Here is an 18,180-nt window from a genome sequence, read left to right on the forward strand (position 1 = left end):
TCGTGATGACATGTTCAGACGGCCTTTATTAATCACCGCATCAACCCACGCGGTAAAACGCCAGGCTGCCTAATAAGTTCGGCAGATGTTTGACCTGTCGGTTACCCGTCATGACCGCACGCTCAAGCACGCGGATTTTGTTTTTGGCACACAGCAAATCAAAGTCTTTGAGGGTACACCAATGGATATTGGGCGTATCGTACCAATGATACGGCATGCGCTCGGAAACCGGCATATGGCCGCCGACGGCGATTTGAAAACGGTTGCGCCAGTAACCAAAGTTAGGGAAGCTAACGATGGCCTGTTTGGCCACGCGCATCAGGCAGCGCAGGATTTTTTCCGTGTTCTGCATGGCTTGAATGGTTTGGCTCAAGACAATCACATCAAAGCTTTGATCGCCAAATGCCGCCAAGCCCTCTTCCAAGTCGGCCTGAATAACATTTACACCGCGGGTCATGGCGGCAATCACGCTGTCGGTATCGATTTCAATGCCGTAACCGGCGCAGTTTTTATGCGCTACCAACGCGGCCAGCAGCTCGCCGTCGCCGCAACCTAAATCGAGTACGCGGCTGCCTTCGGGTATCCAATCGTAAATGAGTTGCAAATCGTCGCGCAGATTCATTGTTGGCAGTCCTTGTAAACGTTGTTCATATAAGCGGTAACCGCGCGGATATAGGCTTCGTCTTCCATCAAGAAAGCATCATGGCCGTGATTGGATTTGACTTCAATGTACTGCACGGATTTTTGCGCGGCGATTAATGCCTTGACCAATTCATGCGAACGTTGCGGCGAGAAGCGCCAGTCTGTGCTAAAGCTGGCAACAAAAAATTTGGCCTGCACATTCTCCACGGCGCGCGTGAGGTTGTGGCCGTAATCGGCGGCCGGGTCGAAGTAGTCAAGCGCCTTGGTCATCAGCAGATAAGTATTGGCATCAAAACGGCCGACAAACTTGTCGCCTTGATAGCGCAGATAAGATTCCACTTCAAATTCAACGCCGTAGCCATACTGATAGCCATCTGATTTTAAAATGCGGCCGAATTTTTTACCCAAACCGTCTTCGGCAAGATAGGTAATGTGCCCCATCATGCGCGCGATACGCAAACCGCGTGAAGGAACGGTATGATGGCTGCGGTAATTACCTTCGTGGAAATCGGGATCGGTCAAAATCGCCTGGCGGGCAACATCGTTAAACGCGATGTTTTGGGTGGAAAGTTTAGGCGCGGAAGCGATAACGAGCGCGTGGGCAACGCGTTCGGGCAAAGAAATCGTCCATTGCAATGCCTGCATGCCGCCCAAGCTGCCGCCGACAACGGCCGCCCATTTTTGGATGCCGAGATAATCAGCAAGCATGGCTTGGGACTTCACCCAGTCTTTGACGGTTACAACCGGAAAATCCGCACCATATTCGCGGCCGGTTTCAGGATTCTCGGACAAAGGGCCGGTGCTGCCGTCGCAACCGCCCAAGTTGTTCAAACCGACCACAAAAAAGCGTTCGGTATCGATGGGTTTGCCGGGGCCGACCATATTGTCCCACCAACCGGCGTATTTATCCTCCGCACTGTGCTTGCCGGCAACATGATGATTGCCTGATAAGGCGTGGCAGATAAGGACGGCATTGCTTTTGTCGGCATTGAGCGTGCCGTAGGTTTCAATCATCAGGTCGAAACGGGGTAAGGTTTTGCCGTTTTCCAGAGCAAGCGGTGTGTCAAACGGAATTTTCCGGGGCGTTACAATGCCCACTGAGGCATTTGTTGTCATTTGTAATTTCCAAGTGATGCGGCAAAAGGGGTATTATAACGTTTCGTTTTTGTTTTGTGCATGAGGCTTCAGACGGCCTGCCCTAATTTAGAGGCAATATTTTTGGGAGGATGTGGAATGATAGGCAGGCTTTTGCGATTTTTTTTCTTTTGCGCCATCGCGGCATTGATTGTGAACCGTCTGTTCAGCCGCCAACAAAAGCGCACCATTCGGGAAATCGCCAAAATCAGCGCGTGGGTATTGCTGGGCGCGGCAGTCGCGACGCTGTTTTGGTATCTAATGATGCTGTTTTTCAAGCATATTCCCAATTCTTATTGAAATAAAATATAAAAGGCCGTCTGAAAACCTTAATCCAGCGTTTTCAGACGGCCTTTTGATGTTCAAACTTAAAACAATTCTTCCGGAATCTTGCAAACCGGAATCGGATTGACTTTGTGCTGCATGGCTTTGTGCAATCGGGTATAGATTGCCAAAACTTCGCGCTGCCTACCCTCAAAATCTTCAGGCTTGTGGCTGCCGTACACGCTCATCGCCCATTCGAGTTCGGGATAAGATGCGCCCATTTGCTCTTCATCGGTACGCTCGGTATCCCAAAGGCCGTCTGTCGGCACGGCTTTTTGAATGTCTTCCGATACGTCCAGCTCGGCTGCCAGCGCGTACACTTGAGTCTTGGTCAAATCGGCAATCGGGCTGATGTCCACGCCGCCGTCGCCGTATTTGGTGAAGAAACCGACGCCGAAATCTTCAATTTTGTTGCCCGTCCCCGCCACCAGCAAACCATGCAACTGACCGTAATAATAAAGCGTCGTCATGCGAAGGCGGCTGCGTGCATTGGCCAGTGCCAGCTGTTTGTTGGGAAATTCGGTTTCACTGACGTCAACGGTATCGGCAAACGTATCGAACGCCGGGGTCAAATCAACGCTTTGCGCTTTTACATTGGGATAACGCTGTTTCAGACGGCCCATGTGTTCTTGCGCGCGGTTGACTTGGTCGGATTTCTGACGAATCGGCATTTCCAACAACAAAACCGACAAACCGGTTTGCGCGGCAAGTGTAGAAACCACGGCAGAATCGATGCCACCGGATACACCGACGACAAAACCTTTGGCATGCGCCTGCTCGGCGTAATCTTTGAGCCATTGAACGATATGGCGGATGATGGCTTGGGTTTGCATAGGGATAAATGTTCGCTTCAAATAAACCGAATGATAGCCTGATTTGCACTTGTCTGAAAGGCGACAGGGTATAATGTTTCTTTTATTTCTTGCACACACACCATGTCCAAACCCATTCTTTTGCGCTGGCTCGCCGTCTGCCTGATTCCGCTTGCCACCCTTTTATGTTTTGCCCTCAACCCGCCCGAAGACAAAACGCAACACCTCATCAACGGCATTATCCTTGCCTGCGAGGCCACGTTCCTATTCAAATTCGTCCTCTTTGACGTCATCAAACACCACCTCAAACAAGAGCCCGAATTGAAACGGCAAAGCATTTGGATGTTTATCCCGATTGTTTTGCTGATTGTTTATTTATTCCACTATTTCGGCGCATTCTGATGTTTTCAGACGGCCTTGGGCATATTTTTCCATGAACACCACCCTACCTTATACCTGCTGGATTTTCTGCAACGTCATCGACAACTTCGGCGACATCGGCGTTTCATGGCGGCTGGCGCGTATTTTGCAACGCGAACTCGGCTGGCAAGTACATTTGTGGACAGACGATTTCCCGTCCCTTCAGGCACTCTGCCCTGATTTAGCCTCAATTCCCAATATCCATCAAGGCATCGGCATTCACGCTTGGCAAGCCGACCATGCCGAAGATACCGATACAGCCCCTACCCCCGACATCGTCATCGAAACCTTCGCCTGCGAACTGCCCGACAATGTTCAAACCATCATCCTCCAATACCGACCGCTTTGGCTCAACTGGGAATACCTCAGCGCAGAAGACAGCAACGAGAGGCTGCACTTAATGCCCTCGCTACAGGCCGGCGGCATACAGAAATATTTTTGGTTTATGGGTTTCAGCGAAAAAAGCGGCGGCCTGCTGCGCGAACGCGATTACGCCGAATCTGCCCGCTTTGATACGGAAACCTTACGCCGACAACTCAAACTTCCCGCAAAAAACGCGCCCGAATGGCTGCTTTTCAGCTATCAAAGTGATATTTGGGCAAAATGGCTGACCATGTGGCAACAGGCCGGCCAACCCATTACCTTGCTGCTTGCAGGTACGCAAATCATCGCCAGCCTGAAAAACAGCGGCCTAGTGCCGCAAAACGCCCTCCTTGAAGACGGCGATGTGTATCAGAGCGAACACGTTACCCTGATCAAAATCCCTTTCGTTGCCCAACAAGATTTCGACAAACTACTCAACCTTGCCGACGGCGCCGTCATACGCGGCGAAGACAGCTTTATTCGCGCCCAGCTCGCCGGCAAACCCTTCTTTTGGCACATCTACCCGCAAGAAGAAAATATCCATCTCGACAAGCTGCACGCGTTTTGGGACAAAGCGCATCAGGTTTATCCGGATGTTGTCGCCACGGCACACCGCCTCCTTTCCGACGAACTCAACAACGGCGAAGCACTCAGCGACAGCCAACGCCTGCAGGCATGGCAAACCCTGACGGCACACCAAAACGAATGGCGCCAAAGCGCGGCAAAATGGCGGGACGGACTTTTTACTCAAAAAAGTGCCGTTGAAAAACTTACCGCCTTTATTTCAAAGCACAAAAAAATACGCTAAAATAGCGCGTTTTATTACAACCGATTTGATTGGAAAACTACAATGAAAACAGCACAAGAACTGCGCGCCGGCAACGTATTCATGGTCGGCAACGATCCTATGGTCGTTCAAAAAACCGAATACATCAAAGGCGGCCGCTCTTCCGCCAAAGTCAGCATGAAACTGAAAAACCTGCTGACCGGTGCCGCTACTGAAACCATTTACAAAGCCGACGACAAATTCGACGTCGTTATCCTGTCCCGCAAAAACTGTACTTACAGCTACTTTGCCGACCCAATGTACGTCTTCATGGACGAAGAGTTCAACCAATACGAAATCGAAGCCGACAACATAGGCGATGCGTTGAAATTCATTGTTGACGGCATGGAAGACCAATGCGAAGTCACTTTCTACGAAGGCAACCCAATCTCCGTAGAATTGCCTACCATCATCGTTCGCGAAGTCGAATACACCGAGCCTGCCGTTAAAGGCGATACTTCCGGCAAAGTGATGAAAACCGCACGTCTGGTCGGCGGCACTGAAATTCAAGTGATGTCTTACATCGAAAACGGCGACAAAATCGAAATCGATACCCGTACCGGCGAATTCCGCAAACGCGCCTAATCAGCCCGTAACACAAAAAGGCCGTCTGAATATTCAGACGGCCTTTTTCTCAATCTGCCTTATTGTTTCTTCAAGCCCTTGGCTTCGACAGTGGCAATCGTACCGTCAATGCCTTTGCTCTTAATCAGCTCGCCAAATTGGTTGCGGTATACCGTTACCAAGCTGGTGCCGTCCACGCGGATGTTGTAAATCTTATACACACCGCCGCTTTGGTAAAGTTGGTAAGCCACTTCATACTTCGTACCTTTTTTGGTTTGAATTTCCGAGAAAACGTCAAACTTATTACCGTTTGCCGTCATCTTCGGCAACAGGCGAACATTTGCATCCGCCGCGCCAATTAACGCGGAATGCGAGTACATAGCAATGACCATGTCTTTGAATGCACGGATAAAATCGGTTTTCTGTTTGGCAGAAAATTCACGCCATGGCGCACCGACCGCTAAAGCCGAAATACGCTCATAATCCAGATAACGGTTAGCATACTGCTCAACCTGTTTCACACGTTGCGCTTCTGTCAAAGAAGTATTGCGTGCAATTTTCAACACGGCATCAATGTTCTGCTGCATCTGCTTTTGTGCCGGATGCGTTTCCGCCGCCACATAAGGCGCGGCAATCACCATCGGAGCGGCTACAATCAAAGTTTGGAGAAAACGGTTCATGATGATATCCATCCAAAATAAAACCGCATTGTAAAAACAATCCATTCCAAAAAACTTAATTCTTTGTAAAAGCAGGCATGAGCAATGAAAAATCCTGCAATTAAATTTCAGACGGCCTGATAAAAATAAGATAACATATAAACATTATTTTCAAAGGAGGAAGCCATGCCCTACGTCAACATTAAAGTAACCGGCGGCAGCGAAGCCCCGAGCGCAGAACAAAAAGCCGAATTAATCCGCGGCGTCACCGAATTACTCTCACGCGTTCTCAACAAAAATCCTGAGACGACCGTCGTCGTCATCGACGAAATCGATATGGACAACTGGGGCATAGGCGGTAAAAGCGTGACGGTTCGCCGTGCCGAAGCGCGCAATAAGTAAGCCTTGGCCGTCTGAAACCCTTTTAATTTACCCGCAAAAAGAGTACATTTATCCCATTGTTAACAATTTTACGGAACACACATCATGGAGAAATTTCCCAAATCATCCAAACTGGATCACGTTTGCTACGACATCCGCGGCCCGGTTCACAAAAAAGCCCTGCAACTGGAAGAAGAAGGCAACAAAATCCTCAAGCTCAATATCGGCAATCCGGCTCCGTTCGGCTTTGAAGCGCCTGATGAAATTTTGGTTGACGTCATCCGCAACCTGCCCACTTCTCAAGGCTATTGCGACTCCAAAGGCCTTTACTCCGCACGCAAAGCCATCGTCCACTACTACCAAACCAAAGGACTGCTCGACGTTACCGTCAACGACGTTTACATCGGCAACGGCGTCTCCGAACTGATTACCATGTCCATGCAGGCGCTGCTCAACGACGGCGACGAAATCCTGATTCCCGCACCGGACTATCCTTTGTGGACCGCCGCCGCAACACTGGCAGGCGGTACCGTCCGCCATTATCTATGCGACGAAGAAAACAACTGGTTCCCCAACCTGGCCGACATGGAAGCCAAAATTACGCCTAAAACCAAAGCCATCGTCGTCATCAACCCCAACAACCCGACAGGCGCGGTGTACAGCAAAGAAATCCTGCTCGAAATCGCCGAATTGGCACGCAAACACGGCCTGATTATTTTTGCCGACGAAATTTACGACAAAATCCTCTACGACGACGCCGTACACCACCATATCGCCGCGCTCGCCCCCGACCTCCTGACCGTGACATTCAACGGCCTCTCAAAAGCCTACCGCGTTGCCGGATTCCGTCAAGGCTGGATGATACTTAACGGCCCGAAACATCATGCAAAAGGCTATATCGAAGGCTTGGACATGCTCTCGTCTATGCGCCTTTGTGCCACCACACCCATGCAACACGCCATTCAGACGGCCTTAGGCGGATACCAAAGCATCAACGAATTCCTCCTCCCCGGCGGCCGCCTGCTCGAGCAACGCAACAAAGCATGGGAACTGGTCAACCAGATTCCGGGCATATCCTGCGTCAAACCCATGGGCGCATTGTATATGTTCCCCAAAATCGATACCGAAATGTACAGTATCCACGACGACATGAAATTCATCTACGACTTACTCGTACGTGAAAAAGTCCTGTTCGTCCAAGGTACAGGCTTCAACTGGATACGCCCCGACCACTTCCGTATCGTTACCCTGCCGCCCGTTCATCAAATTGAAGAGGCCATGGGCAAACTCGAACGCTTCCTGCAAAACTACCGTCAATAAACCTAAACAAAGAGGCCGTCTGAAAAAGCAAACCGCTGTTCAGACGGCCTTTTTCATCAAACAGCAACTTGGCAAAGCCTGCCGACATGCGTATAATCAACCCTTCCTATCTGGGGGCGATCTTGGTTTCGACGGGGGTTGCAAAGCAGATGCGGGCATACCGGGGTCTCAGATTTCCCGTTAAACACTGAATCAAAATAGTCGCAAACGACGAAACTTACGCACTGGCCGCTTAAGGCCTGCCGTTGCAGCAGTTGGTCAATGGGCTGTGTAGCGCAAGCTACCGCAACGTCATTCTACATTGACTGGTTTTCTGTCGGGTTACTTGGCAGGAAACGAGATTTAAGGTAACTGGTTCCCTGAAGGCCTGTTGGTCGGCATGATGGGGACGAGATTCTAAATAGACACAACTAAGTATGTAGAACGCTCTGTAGAGGACTTTCGGACGGGGGTTCGATTCCCCCCGCCTCCACCAGATTTAAAGCGCAAACTTTTGATATAAAAAGGTTTGCGCTTTTTTATAAACTTAAAACAGGCCGTCTGAAACGTTTCAGACGGCCTGTTTTTGTCTCAAATATCTAAGTAAAAAAACTTTTTAATACATTACCACCAATAGTGCTTTAAAAAAGATTTCAGTCTTACATTTTTCTATCTAATTTCATATCCATTTTACGATGCGGTCTAACTGTTACACTCAACGGCAGATGATCTGACAAATGCTGCCAGTCTTTACTGTTGTGGATTTCAGAATCGATAACATCAAGATTGCGCGTATAAATCCGGTCGAGGCTGAGGATAGGCAGGCGCGAGGGGAAGGTTTTGGGACGTTTGCCTGTATTATCAACAAATACTTCGTTCAAATCTAATGCCCTGCCCAGCTCACGCGCTGATTTTTGCCGCCAGTCATTAAAATCACCGGCAATAATCAAGGGGCTGTCAGGGTTGATGTGGCGGTCGACATAGTCGCTGATGGCGCGGTATTGTTTGAGGCGGTCAGGTTCGCGCAGATTGAGGTGGACGCACAGACACACCAGCGGGTCTTCCCAACCTTCGGGCACGACCTCGCAATGCAACAGGCCGCGCTGTTCGAGTTTGTTGACGCTGATGTCGAGGTTGTTTTCCGTTTTCAGCGGCAGGCGGCTGAGAATGGCGTTGCCGTGGTGTCGTTTAGGATAGACGGCATTTTTGCCGTAGCTGCGATGATAATCGAGGCTGTCGCCGATGATGTCGTAATGCGGCGCATCGGGAAAGTCGGTACGGCGGCTTCTGTTGAGATGTTGTCCTTGGACTTCTTGTAAAAACAAAACATCCGAACCCAATGCACCCAGCGCGTCAGCCATGCGGTTAACCTGCACTTTGCGGTTGAGCGCAGACATGCCTTTGTGCATATTGTAGGAAGTAATGGTAACTGGACGGGGAGACATGATGTGTGATGAAGCGGTTTATTTGTTTTAGTATAGCACCGGAGCGTGTGGTTTTACGGCAATTTTGGTTATACTTGTTTAAAGAATAAAACGGCGTTTTGAGAGGGAATTTCCCAATCAAAACGCCTTCTGTTTTCAAACGGCCTCGCGTCCGAATCAGTTGTTGATTACTTCAACATTGGTTTCAAAAGTAACGGTGTGTTGGTATTTAGATGCGGTTTTGCGTTTCGGATAAGGATATTTGGAAACGCTTTTCACTGCGCGTTCGTCCATTTCAGGATTGCCGCTGGATTGAATGATATTCACGCGGTCAACGTTGCCGGCAGGAGTTGTGAAAACATCCATCAAAACGGTTTTAACGCTGCCGTTTTGCGCTTTCATGGCTTCCAGAGTTTCGGTATCGGCTGCTTGCGCGGTACCGAATACAGCGGCAAACAACAGGGCTGAGGCGAGGAGTTTAGTCGTTTTCATGTTTTAGTCCTTATTAGGGTTGTGGTTAGGGTTAAATATTTCAGACGGCCTGATTGGTCGTTATTTAAAATTCAAAATCGGCCAACCTTTTGCTTTGGCTTCTTTTTCCAGCTCGGCATCCGGATTGACGGCGACAGGTTCGTCTACAATACGCAGCAACGGCAAATCGTTTTTGGAGTCACTGTAAAAATAGACCTTGCCGTAGCTTTCAAAGGTCTTGCCGCGCTCGGCAAGCCATTGGTTCAATCGGGTAATTTTGCCTTCTTTCAGGCTGGGCGTACCGACATAGTTGCCGGTATATCGGCCGTCTTCGCCGGTTTCAAGCTGTGTGCCGATAACGTTGTGAATACCGAAAAGATGGCAGATAGGGGTAATGATGAATTCGTTGGTCGAAGAAATAACCAACATTTCGTCGCCCGCCATTTGATGGCTTTGCACCAGCATACGCTGCATCGGGGAAATATACGGAACAATATATTCAGCCATAAACTCACGATGAAACTCAGCCAATTCTTCCTTGCTGAAACGGGCCAAAGGCGCGAGATGGAATTTAAGGAAGGCATCAATATCAAGACAACCGTTTTGATAGTCTTGGTAAAACTTTTCATTTTGCGCCTCGGTTTCAGCCGCATCGACTATGCCTTTTTTAATCAGGTATTGCGGCCAGGAGTGATCCGAATCGGTATTGATCAAGGTATTGTCGAGGTCGAAAATGGCAAGGTTTTTCATTGGGTTTCCTGTTGTTTTAAAAGCTGGCGCAAAAGCGGCAAAGTAATGCGCTTGCCCATCATAACAGCGTAGTTGTCGAGGGTATCGAGCATTTGCATCAGGCTGTCCATATCACGCCGCCAATGGTTCATCAGGTATTCGAAAATTTCCGGATCGATAGTTACCTGACGGGCAGCCGCCATGCTGACGAGCGCATCGATTTTTTCCCGGTCGGTCAACGGTTTGACTTCGTAAACCAAGCAATACGCCATGCGTGTGCGCAGGTCTTCGCGGATAACGAGCTGCTGCGGCGTATATTCGGAACTCAAAAGCAAAAAGCCTTTGCCGCTGTTGCGGAAGCGGTTGAAGATGGCAAACAGTAAAGCCTGTTCTTCATTATTAAGCTTTTCGATTTGGTCAATGGCAAGATATTCTGCATCCAGCGCAGCTTCTGTCAGCGGCGTGGCGGCGGCGTCAATATAGAGGGCATTTCGTCCGGCATCGAGTGCCTGGGCGACCCATGCCTGCAAGAGATGGCTTTTGCCTGCGCCCTCTTCGCCCCAAACATAGATAAATTGCCCATGTTTGTGCTGCAACACATACACCAGCTCGGCATTTTCTGTTCCCAGAAATTTGTCGAAGCCGGGATAATCATGGCTGGCAAAATCAAAGATGAGCTGGTTCACAAAGGCGCACCGGTTAGGTTGAAATCGGCTTTATTTTACGTTGTTTTGCCGTCCACCATCAAGGATAAAGGCCGTCTGAAGCCTATACCTGCAACATATCTGCACTTCTAAACAGCTTACGGCATTGGTTTTATTCCGCTTTGGTTTTACAATGTCGAACTTCTCGCCGAAACATTTGTCTGTTCTTTTTCAGACGGCCTTTTTATTTGGGAACCCTAGTGATTTCTACCATTATCGATTTCATCCTCCATATCGACCAACACCTTGTCCACCTCTCCACCCAATACGGCCCGTGGATTTACGCGATTTTGTTTGTTGTAATTTTCTGCGAAACCGGTTTGGTTGTAACGCCATTTTTGCCCGGCGACTCGCTGCTGTTTGCCGCCGGCGGTATTGCGGCCATCGGTGGCATGAACATCCACGTCATGGTATTGCTGCTCTTAGCGGCCGCCATTTTAGGCGATGCGGCCAATTTTATGATTGGCAAGTATTTTGGACAAAAACTGTTTGCCAATCCTTATTCCAAAATTTTCCGCCGTTCGTATTTGGAAAAAACCCATGCGTTCTATGAAAAACACGGCGGCAAAACCATTATCATTGCGCGCTTTGTGCCGATTGTGCGGACGTTTGCGCCATTTGTCGCCGGTATGGGCGATATGCACTACGGGACGTTTATCCGTTACAACATTATCGGCGCAGTGTTGTGGGTATTGTTGTTTTCCTATGCAGGCTACTTCTTCGCCAATATCCCCGTCGTCAAAAACAATCTGGGCTTAGTCATGGCGGCAATCATCGTGATTTCGATTTTACCCGCGGTAGTCGAAATTATCCGTGCCAAACTTAACGCCAAAAAATAACAATCAATCGAAAAGTTTGAAAGTTTAAACACATCAAGGAATTGTCATGCCGTTGCTGTCTATTGAATTTGCGGTATTCTTTATCGTATTTTTACCCTTGTACTGGGCATTTGCACGTTTGCCGCAAGTTCAAAACGTTTTACTTTTGGTTGCCGGGCTGGGCTGGCTTTACCGTATCGACCCCATTTTTGCCGCGCTGATTTTGGTTTACTCGTCTGTGGTTTACCTGATCAGCGTGCTGATGTTTTCTGAAAACGAGAATATCCGCAAATTTTGGCTGGGTTGCGGTATTTCGGCGGCATTGACTGTTTTGTGTTTCTTCAAATATTTCGACTTTTTCCGCCCGATTATTCAGCAATATACAGGGCAAAGCGCCGTCATCGACATTATTTTGCCTTTGGGCTTGTCTTATTACACTTTCCAATCGCTGGCTTACTTGGTGTATTGCTACCGCGAGCCTAAGGGAGAGCGTTTTGAATGGCACGAGCTCCTACTGCATCTGAGCTTCTTCCCCACCATCACATCCGGCCCGATTATCCGTGCGGCCGCTTTTAAAAGCATAGACGGCGAACAGGCGGGCGCATTGGCGCAAATCCGCACCAAACAGGCACGCCAGCTGATTTATCCGGCGTTGGCGGTCGGCCTGATTGTGTTGGGCATTGCTAAAAAATGGTGGCTTGCCGGCGTATTGGCGGAAGGCTGGGTATCGCCTGTTTTTGAAAATCCGGCCCAGTTCGACGGCTGGGGCGTGTTGTCTGCGATTTATGGCTACACCTTCCAACTCTTTTTCGACTTTTCCGGCTACTCGGATTTGGTCATCGGTTTGGCCATGCTGCTCGGCTTCCAGCTGCCGAAAAACTTTGCCGCGCCGCTTCGCGCCATCAACATCCGCGACTTCTGGGACAGATGGCACATCAGCCTGTCCACTTGGATTCGCGACTATATCTATATCCCTTTGGGCGGCAGCAAAAAAGGCTTCGGACGCACCCAGCTCAATCTGATGATTGCCATGTTGCTTTCCGGCATTTGGCATGGCTACGGCTGGAGCTTTTTGATTTGGGGCGCGCTGCACGGTGCGGCTTTGGTATTGCTTAACTGCGGCGATAAAATCGTCGGCCGCAACGCCTTAGGCCGTCTGAAAATCGGCAAACCGCTCGCCTGGCTGTTTACCTTCCATTTCGTTTGTTTCGCTTTTGTCGTGTTCAACAGCGCAACGCTTGCCGATACGGAAATGCTGTTCAGCGCATTATTTGCCAATGATAAAGGTTGGAACGCGCCTCTGCCGACCGACCTCATGTTGCTGGGTGCCTTTGCACTGATGCTTTTGCTGTACCCGTATTTGCTTCGCTTATTTGAAGCATCGGTAAAGGGCCTGGACAAACTGCCTGCATGGCTGTGGTTTATCCCCATCACGCTTATCCTCGCCCTGATTATCGTCTTCGCCCCGTCCGGCATTCCCGGCTTTATTTACGCCAACTTCTAAGGAGCAGAACATGAAACGCTTTATCTCCCTGTTTGTTTCGATTCTGCTCAGTGCGGTTGCGCTGACGTGGTTTGCCCAAAACTCCATCAATGCCTATTGGCAGCAGACCTATCATGAAAACAGTCCGCTTGAGCCTTTATCCGAATACGCTTGGTGGCGTATCGGTGCGGATTGGCAACAAAAAGCCTACGAATTTTCAGACGGCCTGAAAGCTTCGCTGGAAGCAGAAGACGCTTTAGCTTCGGAAGACTCTGGCATTGAAACAACAAGGCCGTCTGAAAATACGGAAGATATTGAAACATCGGACAATCAAAAAGAGACTGCCGCTTCTGATGCGGCTAACAATACGGATACCGCCGCCAGCGAGCCAAGCAATCAGGCTGATCGGTCGGCAACGCAGGTTGTATTGAAAAAAGGCAACAAAGTTTTCTTTGCCGGCGACTCGCTGATGCAGGGCGTTGCACCTTTCGTACAAAAACACCTCAAGCAAGAATATGGCGTACAATCGGTCAACCTCAGCAAACAAAGCACCGGCTTGTCCTACCCCAACTTCTTCGACTGGCCGAAAACCATCGAACAAACTTTGCAAAAAGAACCCGACATCCGCGTTTTGGTTGTATTCTTAGGCCCTAACGACCCATGGGATTTCCCGATGGGTAAAAAATACCTGAAGTTCGCCTCCCCCGAATGGGAAGCGGAATACCTCAGCCGCGTCCGCCGTATTCTTGATGCAGCCTCCACACATGATGTCCAAGTCATTTGGCTGGGCATTCCTTACATGAAAAAAGCCAAGCTCAACGAACAGATGCGCTACCTCGACAAAATCCTGTCGGGTACGGTGTCGCCTCAAGCCATCTGGCTGCCGACCGACAAACTGTTGAGCAACGGCGCAGAAGAATATGCCGACTCTGTCAAAGTCAACGGAAAAATCATCCGTTACCGCAGCAAGGACGGCATCCACTTTTCCGCAGAAGGCCAAAAACTATTGGCCGAAAAAATTATGGAAAAAATTAATTTTACACACGATACACAACCATGAAATTGAATAAAACCTTACTCCTCACGCTTCTTGCACTCCCTATGACCGCCTGCGCTGCCGATGCCGGCCTATTAAGCAACTACGGCTCCAACCGCCCTGCCTGGCTGAACAAACTGCAACAGCTCAACAATACTTCAGACGGCAAATTCCGCATTATCCAAGTCGGCGACTCACACACCGCCGGCGACTATTTCACCGACCGCCTGCGCCGCCGTTTGCAACAAAAATGGGGCAACGGCGGCATCGGTTGGGTTTACCCCAACACCGTCAAAGGCCAGCGCATGGCAACCGTCCGTTACAGCGGCAGCGGTTGGAACACCATCAGCAGCCGCAAATCACACAGCGACTTTTCTTTCGGCGGCATTGAAGCACGCGCCGACGGCGGCAGCGTTACCTTAAGCGCAGCCGACGGCAGCATGGACATGCAACAAATCTCCATCTTCGGCAAACCGGTTTGGTCCGAGCAAACCCTGATTGTCAACGGCCGCGAAATTCCGGCCAAACAAAACGGCTGGCAACTGTTGCATACCAATGCTTCCCTGCCGATGACGCTCAGCAGCAGCATGCCTTGGCAAATCGGTTTCATTAATATCGAACGCCCCGGACGCGGCGTCACTGTTTCCGCCATGGGCATCAACGGCGCGCAATTGTCCCAATGGTCAAAATGGCGGCCGGGCATGTGGGAAGATTTGGCACAAACCAAAGCCGATTTAATCATCCTTGCCTACGGTACCAACGAAGCCTTTTCCGGCAACCTCGATATTTCCTCTACCGAGCGGACATGGCGCAACTATATCCGTCAAATCAAAAACACCCTGCCCAATGCAGGCATTCTGATCCTCGGCGCTCCGGAATCTTTGAAAACCGCCTACGGCAGCTGCGGCAACCGCCCTGTCTTGCTCAGCGAAGTACAACAAATGCAGCAACGCATCGCCCGTGACGAAAAAATCATGTTCTGGTCTTGGCAAGATGCGATGGGCGGCGCATGCAGCATGAAAAACTGGATGGCGCAAGGCTTGGCAGCCAAAGACGGCGTTCACTTTTCTGCACAAGGCTATGAAACTGCAGCCGATAAGCTTGCCGACAGCCTGATCCGCTTTGCCCAATAAATTGGCAAAAGCCTAAGTATTTTTCTCATTCACAGCACAAAAAAGGCCGTCTGAAATTCATATTTCAGACGGCCTTTTGTTTATCGCTTATTCAGCAAACTGCTTATTTTTAAGCCAATATATTGCTACTCATTCGTTGCGTTTGGTTTTCCGTAAAACGAACCAAACTTGCCTGCTTGTCAAAGCCTAATGGCTTGGCGACAAGGCGGTTGGGCAATTTGTTTAAATGATGATTGTAGCTTCCGGCCCTGCGGTTGTAAGCGCGGCGTGCCGATGCGACTTCTGCTTCTGCAGCATCCAGCATTTCCATCAAACCGGCCAATTTCTCATCAGGATGTTGTTTCAAAAGGCTGTTGACGGCGGTTTGCAATTTTTTCAGCGCATGATTCAATGCTGTTTCGGTTTCGCACAGATGTTTGATTTTGGATTCGGAAAATGTTTTGGCAGTTTGCGCCAATGCGGTTTCAACTTCGGCACACATCTGCTGAACGTTTTGATCCGATGCAATGCCCTGCTCTTGCAGGTGTTTGCTGTATGCATCCAATACATGACGGACGGCATGATGTCGGCAGTCGAGCGCAATGCGCAAAGAGACAAAGGATTCGCGACAGTCTTTTTTGCGGTCTTTCAACTGTTGTTTGAAATACAATAAGACGGCGGCGATTGATACGAAGATAAGTGCAAGACTGATAATGCCCATAGTGAGTTCCCTAGTTATGATGCCACTCATATCGGTGGCTGATTTTATTAACATCGATTATAATCCAATTTCAATATTTTTCCCAATTTTCATAAAAAAGGCCGTCTGAAATTCAGACGGCCTGAAGTTTCTATTTCTATTTCAATGCTTTGACTTGATGTCAATTACCCACACTTCTGATTGCGAACCCAAACGAAGGGGAATGCCCCAGAAGCCGTAGCCCGAAGTGGTGAAGAAATGGCCGTTGCCGATTGCCTCGTAGCCGTAAGCAAGACGATAAAGCGTACGGACGATAAGGTTAGCAGGTGCGACTTGGCCGTTGTGGACATGGCCGGAGACCTGCACATCAATCGGCAGCCGGGCATGGGTTTCGATTGAAGTAGGACGGTGGTCCATCAGCAAAACCGGTAATTGGGTATTTTGACCTTCTAAAAGCTGCTCCGCACTGGGGCGTTTGTGATCCAAATCATCGCTCCGCCCCACCAGCAACACACCATTCACTTCCAAAACCTGATTGGCCAAAACCGTCAAACCTGCCGCTTCCAATTCATGTTTGATGCGTTTCTGATCGCGGAACCAATCATGATTGCCCAAAGTGGCGTAAACGCCCATCGGCGCAGTCAGCTTCTGTAAATGCGGTTTCATGTTTTCTTTCAGGTACGCATCAACGGTATCGTCCATTAAATCGCCCGGCAGCAACACCATATCGACTTGTTCCTGCTTCATAATGTCCGTCAGCTCGTCCAATTGACGCGCGCCGAACAAAATCCCCAAGTGCAAATCGCTGGCCACGCCGATACGTAGCGGCTTATCCATTTTCTTATTGATGAATACAGTCTGATGGCGGACCATGGGCGTATAGGCGTTATACATCCCTAAACCGAGCAAACCGATCACAAACAAAGGCGCAAACAGCCGCAGGCTTCGAGAAAGAGGTTGGCGTGCTACAAAACGGCGCAGCAAAAGATACAGGATAAATGTCGCCAGCGCGGCATACATCACAAACAGCAAGATAACCATCCAAAACGCCAACACGCGGAACATCATATGCCCCAATTCCAGCAGCAAGCCGACCAACAAGCCGTTTGTAATGAAATAGGAAATACCCATCAGCCAACGCCTGCCGACTTTGCCAATCCAAGGCGCAAACAGCCATTGCAGCGAACGCCCGAGCCCGAATGTAAACACTTGCAACAGAATGACGCTCACAAAAAACATCTTGCCAAACATGCCTTTCCGCCCTAAAAAATCAAAAGGCAGATTTTAGGCCGTCTGAAACTTTCAGTGTATAATCCCCCACGTAAAAACCCATAATATTTTGAAAGGAATCATCATGAGCCACCCTCAATCAGCTATTATTCCTGATCACGCACAAGCCGGTATTTTTATCGAAGCAGACATTTCAGACGGCCGCAACGAAGACATCAAATCTGCCTGCCGTCTTTCTTTGGAGGCTCTAGCCAAATTAAAAACCCGTTTTCCAAATGATATTTTGGGTTTGACCATTGCCTTCGGCAGCCGCGCATGGCAATCGTTCGGTCACACTGAAGAAGGCAGCGAAATCAAACCTTTCCCTGAATTGGGCAACGGCCTCGCCCCTTCCACCCAACACGACCTCTATATCCACATTCAAGCCACCGAGCAAAAAGCCGCCTATGCCTTGGCACAATCCGTATTAAACGCATTCGGAGACAGCATCCGCGTAGCCACTGAAGAACACGGCCTGCGCCTGTATGAAGACCGCGGCTTGGACGGTTTTGTCGATGGTACGGAAAATCCGCAGGGCGATGACAATGTGCGCAATGTCGCCATTATTCCCGAAGGCAAGCCCGATGCCGGCGGCAGCTATGTTTTACTGCAGAAATATCTACATGATTTGAAAAAATGGGATGCCGTTCCTACTGCCGAACAAGAAGCCAGCGTAGGCCGCAGCAAAGAAACCAATGACGAATTCAGCAAAGACGTGCGCCTGCCAGACTCCCATCTCGGCCGCGTCAACGTCAAAGAAAACGGCGTTGGCTTGAAAATTGTCCGCCGCAGCCTGCCCTTCGGCAAAATCAGCGGCGAACATGGTTTGATGTTCACTTCCTATTGCAACACGCTGCACAATATTGAAGTTCAACTGCTCAATATGTTCGGCGATGCAGACGGCAAAACCGACTTACTGCTGAAATATTTGTCTAAAGCCGTATCAGGTGCTTACTACTACGCACCTTCTGTCGAGCGTTTGCAAAATCTTTAACGGCTCTCAGGCCGTC

At 49.5% G+C, this 18,180-nt stretch carries 21 protein-coding genes and 1 other RNA gene; 12 read left to right on the forward strand and 10 right to left on the reverse strand.

What is annotated here, in order from left to right:
- Positions 1-40: 40 nt before the first annotated feature.
- Together metW and metX are read right to left on the reverse strand one after the other, a co-directional pair.
- Positions 41-622: a methionine biosynthesis protein MetW gene (gene metW / locus ACTHRY_RS05440; RefSeq protein ID WP_049322294.1), complete on the reverse strand. Its 582-nt coding sequence runs from the start codon at positions 620-622 to the stop codon at positions 41-43.
- Positions 619-1,758, reverse strand: coding sequence for a homoserine O-succinyltransferase MetX (metX, locus tag ACTHRY_RS05445; RefSeq protein WP_003747142.1), 1,140 nt, complete (start codon positions 1,756-1,758; stop codon positions 619-621). The genes metW and metX overlap by 4 nt, the downstream gene beginning before the upstream one ends.
- Before the next feature lie 117 nt (positions 1,759-1,875).
- On the opposite strand from metX, the gene ACTHRY_RS05450 reads away from it, so the two are divergent.
- Positions 1,876-2,076, forward strand: a complete 201-nt coding sequence (locus ACTHRY_RS05450) for a protein MIGRI (protein WP_049348678.1) — start codon at positions 1,876-1,878, stop codon at positions 2,074-2,076.
- A gap of 68 nt (positions 2,077-2,144) precedes the next feature.
- Here the strand turns inward: ACTHRY_RS05450 and nadE are convergent, their stop codons facing one another.
- Entirely contained in the window at positions 2,145-2,933 is a 789-nt protein-coding gene (nadE, locus tag ACTHRY_RS05455; protein ID WP_049322293.1) for an NAD(+) synthase, read from the reverse strand.
- 102 nt (positions 2,934-3,035) lie between these two features.
- Between nadE and ACTHRY_RS05460 the strand changes: the two genes are divergently transcribed.
- Genes ACTHRY_RS05460 through efp form a run of 3 tightly spaced genes read left to right on the forward strand, consistent with a single transcriptional unit; the run spans position 3,036 to position 5,106 of the window.
- Positions 3,036-3,314, forward strand: coding sequence for a hypothetical protein (locus ACTHRY_RS05460; protein ID WP_049322292.1), 279 nt, complete (start codon positions 3,036-3,038; stop codon positions 3,312-3,314).
- A gap of 31 nt (positions 3,315-3,345) precedes the next feature.
- Positions 3,346-4,503, forward strand: a complete 1,158-nt coding sequence (earP, locus tag ACTHRY_RS05465) for an elongation factor P maturation arginine rhamnosyltransferase EarP (RefSeq protein WP_049322291.1) — start codon at positions 3,346-3,348, stop codon at positions 4,501-4,503.
- Positions 4,504-4,545: 42 nt separating this feature from the next.
- Complete coding sequence (efp, locus tag ACTHRY_RS05470) at positions 4,546-5,106, forward strand: elongation factor P (RefSeq protein WP_036490530.1); 561 nt, start codon at positions 4,546-4,548, stop codon at positions 5,104-5,106.
- Between the two features lie 59 nt (positions 5,107-5,165).
- Here the strand turns inward: efp and ACTHRY_RS05475 are convergent, their stop codons facing one another.
- Positions 5,166-5,765, reverse strand: coding sequence for an MlaC/ttg2D family ABC transporter substrate-binding protein (locus ACTHRY_RS05475; protein ID WP_049322312.1), 600 nt, complete (start codon positions 5,763-5,765; stop codon positions 5,166-5,168).
- Between the two features lie 165 nt (positions 5,766-5,930).
- Here ACTHRY_RS05475 and ACTHRY_RS05480 point away from each other — a divergent pair, with 165 nt between their 5' ends.
- The 3 genes from ACTHRY_RS05480 to ssrA all read left to right on the forward strand — a co-directional run bounded on the left by ACTHRY_RS05480 (position 5,931) and on the right by ssrA (position 7,920).
- A complete protein-coding gene (locus ACTHRY_RS05480; protein WP_003682441.1) occupies positions 5,931-6,146 on the forward strand; it encodes a tautomerase family protein in 216 nt (71 codons plus the stop codon).
- A gap of 84 nt (positions 6,147-6,230) precedes the next feature.
- Complete coding sequence (locus ACTHRY_RS05485; protein ID WP_003747157.1) at positions 6,231-7,445, forward strand: pyridoxal phosphate-dependent aminotransferase; 1,215 nt, start codon at positions 6,231-6,233, stop codon at positions 7,443-7,445.
- 112 nt (positions 7,446-7,557) lie between these two features.
- Positions 7,558-7,920: a transfer-messenger RNA gene (ssrA, locus tag ACTHRY_RS05490) on the forward strand.
- Between the two features lie 163 nt (positions 7,921-8,083).
- Here the strand turns inward: ssrA and ACTHRY_RS05495 are convergent.
- The 4 genes from ACTHRY_RS05495 to hda form a co-directional block, all read right to left on the reverse strand.
- Positions 8,084-8,869 (reverse strand): endonuclease/exonuclease/phosphatase family protein, encoded by a 786-nt coding sequence (locus ACTHRY_RS05495; protein ID WP_049322290.1) that lies wholly within the window; start codon positions 8,867-8,869, stop codon positions 8,084-8,086.
- Positions 8,870-9,025: 156 nt separating this feature from the next.
- Positions 9,026-9,340 carry a TonB family protein gene (locus ACTHRY_RS05500; RefSeq protein ID WP_003747161.1) on the reverse strand — a complete coding sequence of 105 codons (315 nt, stop codon included), beginning with the start codon at positions 9,338-9,340 and terminating at the stop codon, positions 9,026-9,028.
- 60 nt (positions 9,341-9,400) lie between these two features.
- Positions 9,401-10,069 (reverse strand): HAD family hydrolase, encoded by a 669-nt coding sequence (locus ACTHRY_RS05505; protein ID WP_049322289.1) that lies wholly within the window; start codon positions 10,067-10,069, stop codon positions 9,401-9,403.
- Positions 10,066-10,734 carry a DnaA regulatory inactivator Hda gene (hda, locus tag ACTHRY_RS05510; RefSeq protein ID WP_036490522.1) on the reverse strand — a complete coding sequence of 223 codons (669 nt, stop codon included), beginning with the start codon at positions 10,732-10,734 and terminating at the stop codon, positions 10,066-10,068. Before hda ends, ACTHRY_RS05505 begins: the two co-directional genes overlap by 4 nt.
- Positions 10,735-10,952: 218 nt before the next feature.
- Between hda and ACTHRY_RS05515 the strand changes: the two genes are divergently transcribed.
- The 4 genes from ACTHRY_RS05515 to ACTHRY_RS05530 are packed head-to-tail and all read left to right on the forward strand — an operon-like array spanning position 10,953 to position 15,222.
- Positions 10,953-11,591 carry a DedA family protein gene (locus ACTHRY_RS05515; RefSeq protein ID WP_070822305.1) on the forward strand — a complete coding sequence of 213 codons (639 nt, stop codon included), beginning with the start codon at positions 10,953-10,955 and terminating at the stop codon, positions 11,589-11,591.
- A 46-nt stretch (positions 11,592-11,637) separates the two neighbouring features.
- Positions 11,638-13,074, forward strand: a complete 1,437-nt coding sequence (locus tag ACTHRY_RS05520; protein ID WP_070822306.1) for an MBOAT family O-acyltransferase — start codon at positions 11,638-11,640, stop codon at positions 13,072-13,074.
- A gap of 10 nt (positions 13,075-13,084) precedes the next feature.
- The gene (patB, locus tag ACTHRY_RS05525; protein WP_070822307.1) at positions 13,085-14,113 is read left to right on the forward strand and encodes a peptidoglycan O-acetyltransferase PatB; all 1,029 of its coding nucleotides are present in this window, start codon (positions 13,085-13,087) and stop codon (positions 14,111-14,113) included.
- Positions 14,110-15,222 carry an SGNH/GDSL hydrolase family protein gene (locus tag ACTHRY_RS05530; RefSeq protein ID WP_070822308.1) on the forward strand — a complete coding sequence of 371 codons (1,113 nt, stop codon included), beginning with the start codon at positions 14,110-14,112 and terminating at the stop codon, positions 15,220-15,222. Before patB ends, ACTHRY_RS05530 begins: the two co-directional genes overlap by 4 nt.
- A gap of 109 nt (positions 15,223-15,331) precedes the next feature.
- Here ACTHRY_RS05530 and ACTHRY_RS05535 read toward each other — a convergent pair whose 3' ends face one another.
- Together ACTHRY_RS05535 and ACTHRY_RS05540 are read right to left on the reverse strand one after the other, a co-directional pair.
- Complete coding sequence (locus tag ACTHRY_RS05535; protein ID WP_440374092.1) at positions 15,332-15,922, reverse strand: LemA family protein; 591 nt, start codon at positions 15,920-15,922, stop codon at positions 15,332-15,334.
- A 141-nt stretch (positions 15,923-16,063) separates the two neighbouring features.
- Positions 16,064-17,152, reverse strand: coding sequence for a metallophosphoesterase (locus ACTHRY_RS05540; RefSeq protein WP_049322283.1), 1,089 nt, complete (start codon positions 17,150-17,152; stop codon positions 16,064-16,066).
- 103 nt (positions 17,153-17,255) lie between these two features.
- Between ACTHRY_RS05540 and ACTHRY_RS05545 the strand changes: the two genes are divergently transcribed.
- The gene (locus ACTHRY_RS05545) at positions 17,256-18,164 is read left to right on the forward strand and encodes a Dyp-type peroxidase (protein ID WP_049322282.1); all 909 of its coding nucleotides are present in this window, start codon (positions 17,256-17,258) and stop codon (positions 18,162-18,164) included.
- The last annotated feature ends 16 nt before the right edge of the window (positions 18,165-18,180 follow it).

The sequence above is a fragment of the Neisseria sp. P0004.S004 genome (assembly GCF_051963335.1).
Classification (GTDB): Bacteria; Pseudomonadota; Gammaproteobacteria; order Burkholderiales; family Neisseriaceae; genus Neisseria.

Bases quoted from the DNA above. Each gene is read 5' to 3' on its own strand.
- metW (WP_049322294.1), bottom strand. From the start codon at position 622: ATGAATCTGCGCGACGATTTGCAACTCATTTACGATTGGATACCCGAA.
- metX (WP_003747142.1), bottom strand. From the start codon at position 1,758: ATGACAACAAATGCCTCAGTGGGCATTGTAACGCCCCGGAAAATTCCG.
- ACTHRY_RS05450 (WP_049348678.1), top strand. From the start codon at position 1,876: ATGATAGGCAGGCTTTTGCGATTTTTTTTCTTTTGCGCCATCGCGGCA.
- nadE (WP_049322293.1), bottom strand. From the start codon at position 2,933: ATGCAAACCCAAGCCATCATCCGCCATATCGTTCAATGGCTCAAAGAT.
- ACTHRY_RS05460 (WP_049322292.1), top strand. From the start codon at position 3,036: ATGTCCAAACCCATTCTTTTGCGCTGGCTCGCCGTCTGCCTGATTCCG.
- earP (WP_049322291.1), top strand. From the start codon at position 3,346: ATGAACACCACCCTACCTTATACCTGCTGGATTTTCTGCAACGTCATC.
- efp (WP_036490530.1), top strand. From the start codon at position 4,546: ATGAAAACAGCACAAGAACTGCGCGCCGGCAACGTATTCATGGTCGGC.
- ACTHRY_RS05475 (WP_049322312.1), bottom strand. From the start codon at position 5,765: ATGAACCGTTTTCTCCAAACTTTGATTGTAGCCGCTCCGATGGTGATT.
- ACTHRY_RS05480 (WP_003682441.1), top strand. From the start codon at position 5,931: ATGCCCTACGTCAACATTAAAGTAACCGGCGGCAGCGAAGCCCCGAGC.
- ACTHRY_RS05485 (WP_003747157.1), top strand. From the start codon at position 6,231: ATGGAGAAATTTCCCAAATCATCCAAACTGGATCACGTTTGCTACGAC.
- ACTHRY_RS05495 (WP_049322290.1), bottom strand. From the start codon at position 8,869: ATGTCTCCCCGTCCAGTTACCATTACTTCCTACAATATGCACAAAGGC.
- ACTHRY_RS05500 (WP_003747161.1), bottom strand. From the start codon at position 9,340: ATGAAAACGACTAAACTCCTCGCCTCAGCCCTGTTGTTTGCCGCTGTA.
- ACTHRY_RS05505 (WP_049322289.1), bottom strand. From the start codon at position 10,069: ATGAAAAACCTTGCCATTTTCGACCTCGACAATACCTTGATCAATACC.
- ACTHRY_RS05520 (WP_070822306.1), top strand. From the start codon at position 11,638: ATGCCGTTGCTGTCTATTGAATTTGCGGTATTCTTTATCGTATTTTTA.
- patB (WP_070822307.1), top strand. From the start codon at position 13,085: ATGAAACGCTTTATCTCCCTGTTTGTTTCGATTCTGCTCAGTGCGGTT.
- ACTHRY_RS05530 (WP_070822308.1), top strand. From the start codon at position 14,110: ATGAAATTGAATAAAACCTTACTCCTCACGCTTCTTGCACTCCCTATG.
- ACTHRY_RS05535 (WP_440374092.1), bottom strand. From the start codon at position 15,922: ATGGGCATTATCAGTCTTGCACTTATCTTCGTATCAATCGCCGCCGTC.
- ACTHRY_RS05540 (WP_049322283.1), bottom strand. From the start codon at position 17,152: ATGTTTGGCAAGATGTTTTTTGTGAGCGTCATTCTGTTGCAAGTGTTT.
- ACTHRY_RS05545 (WP_049322282.1), top strand. From the start codon at position 17,256: ATGAGCCACCCTCAATCAGCTATTATTCCTGATCACGCACAAGCCGGT.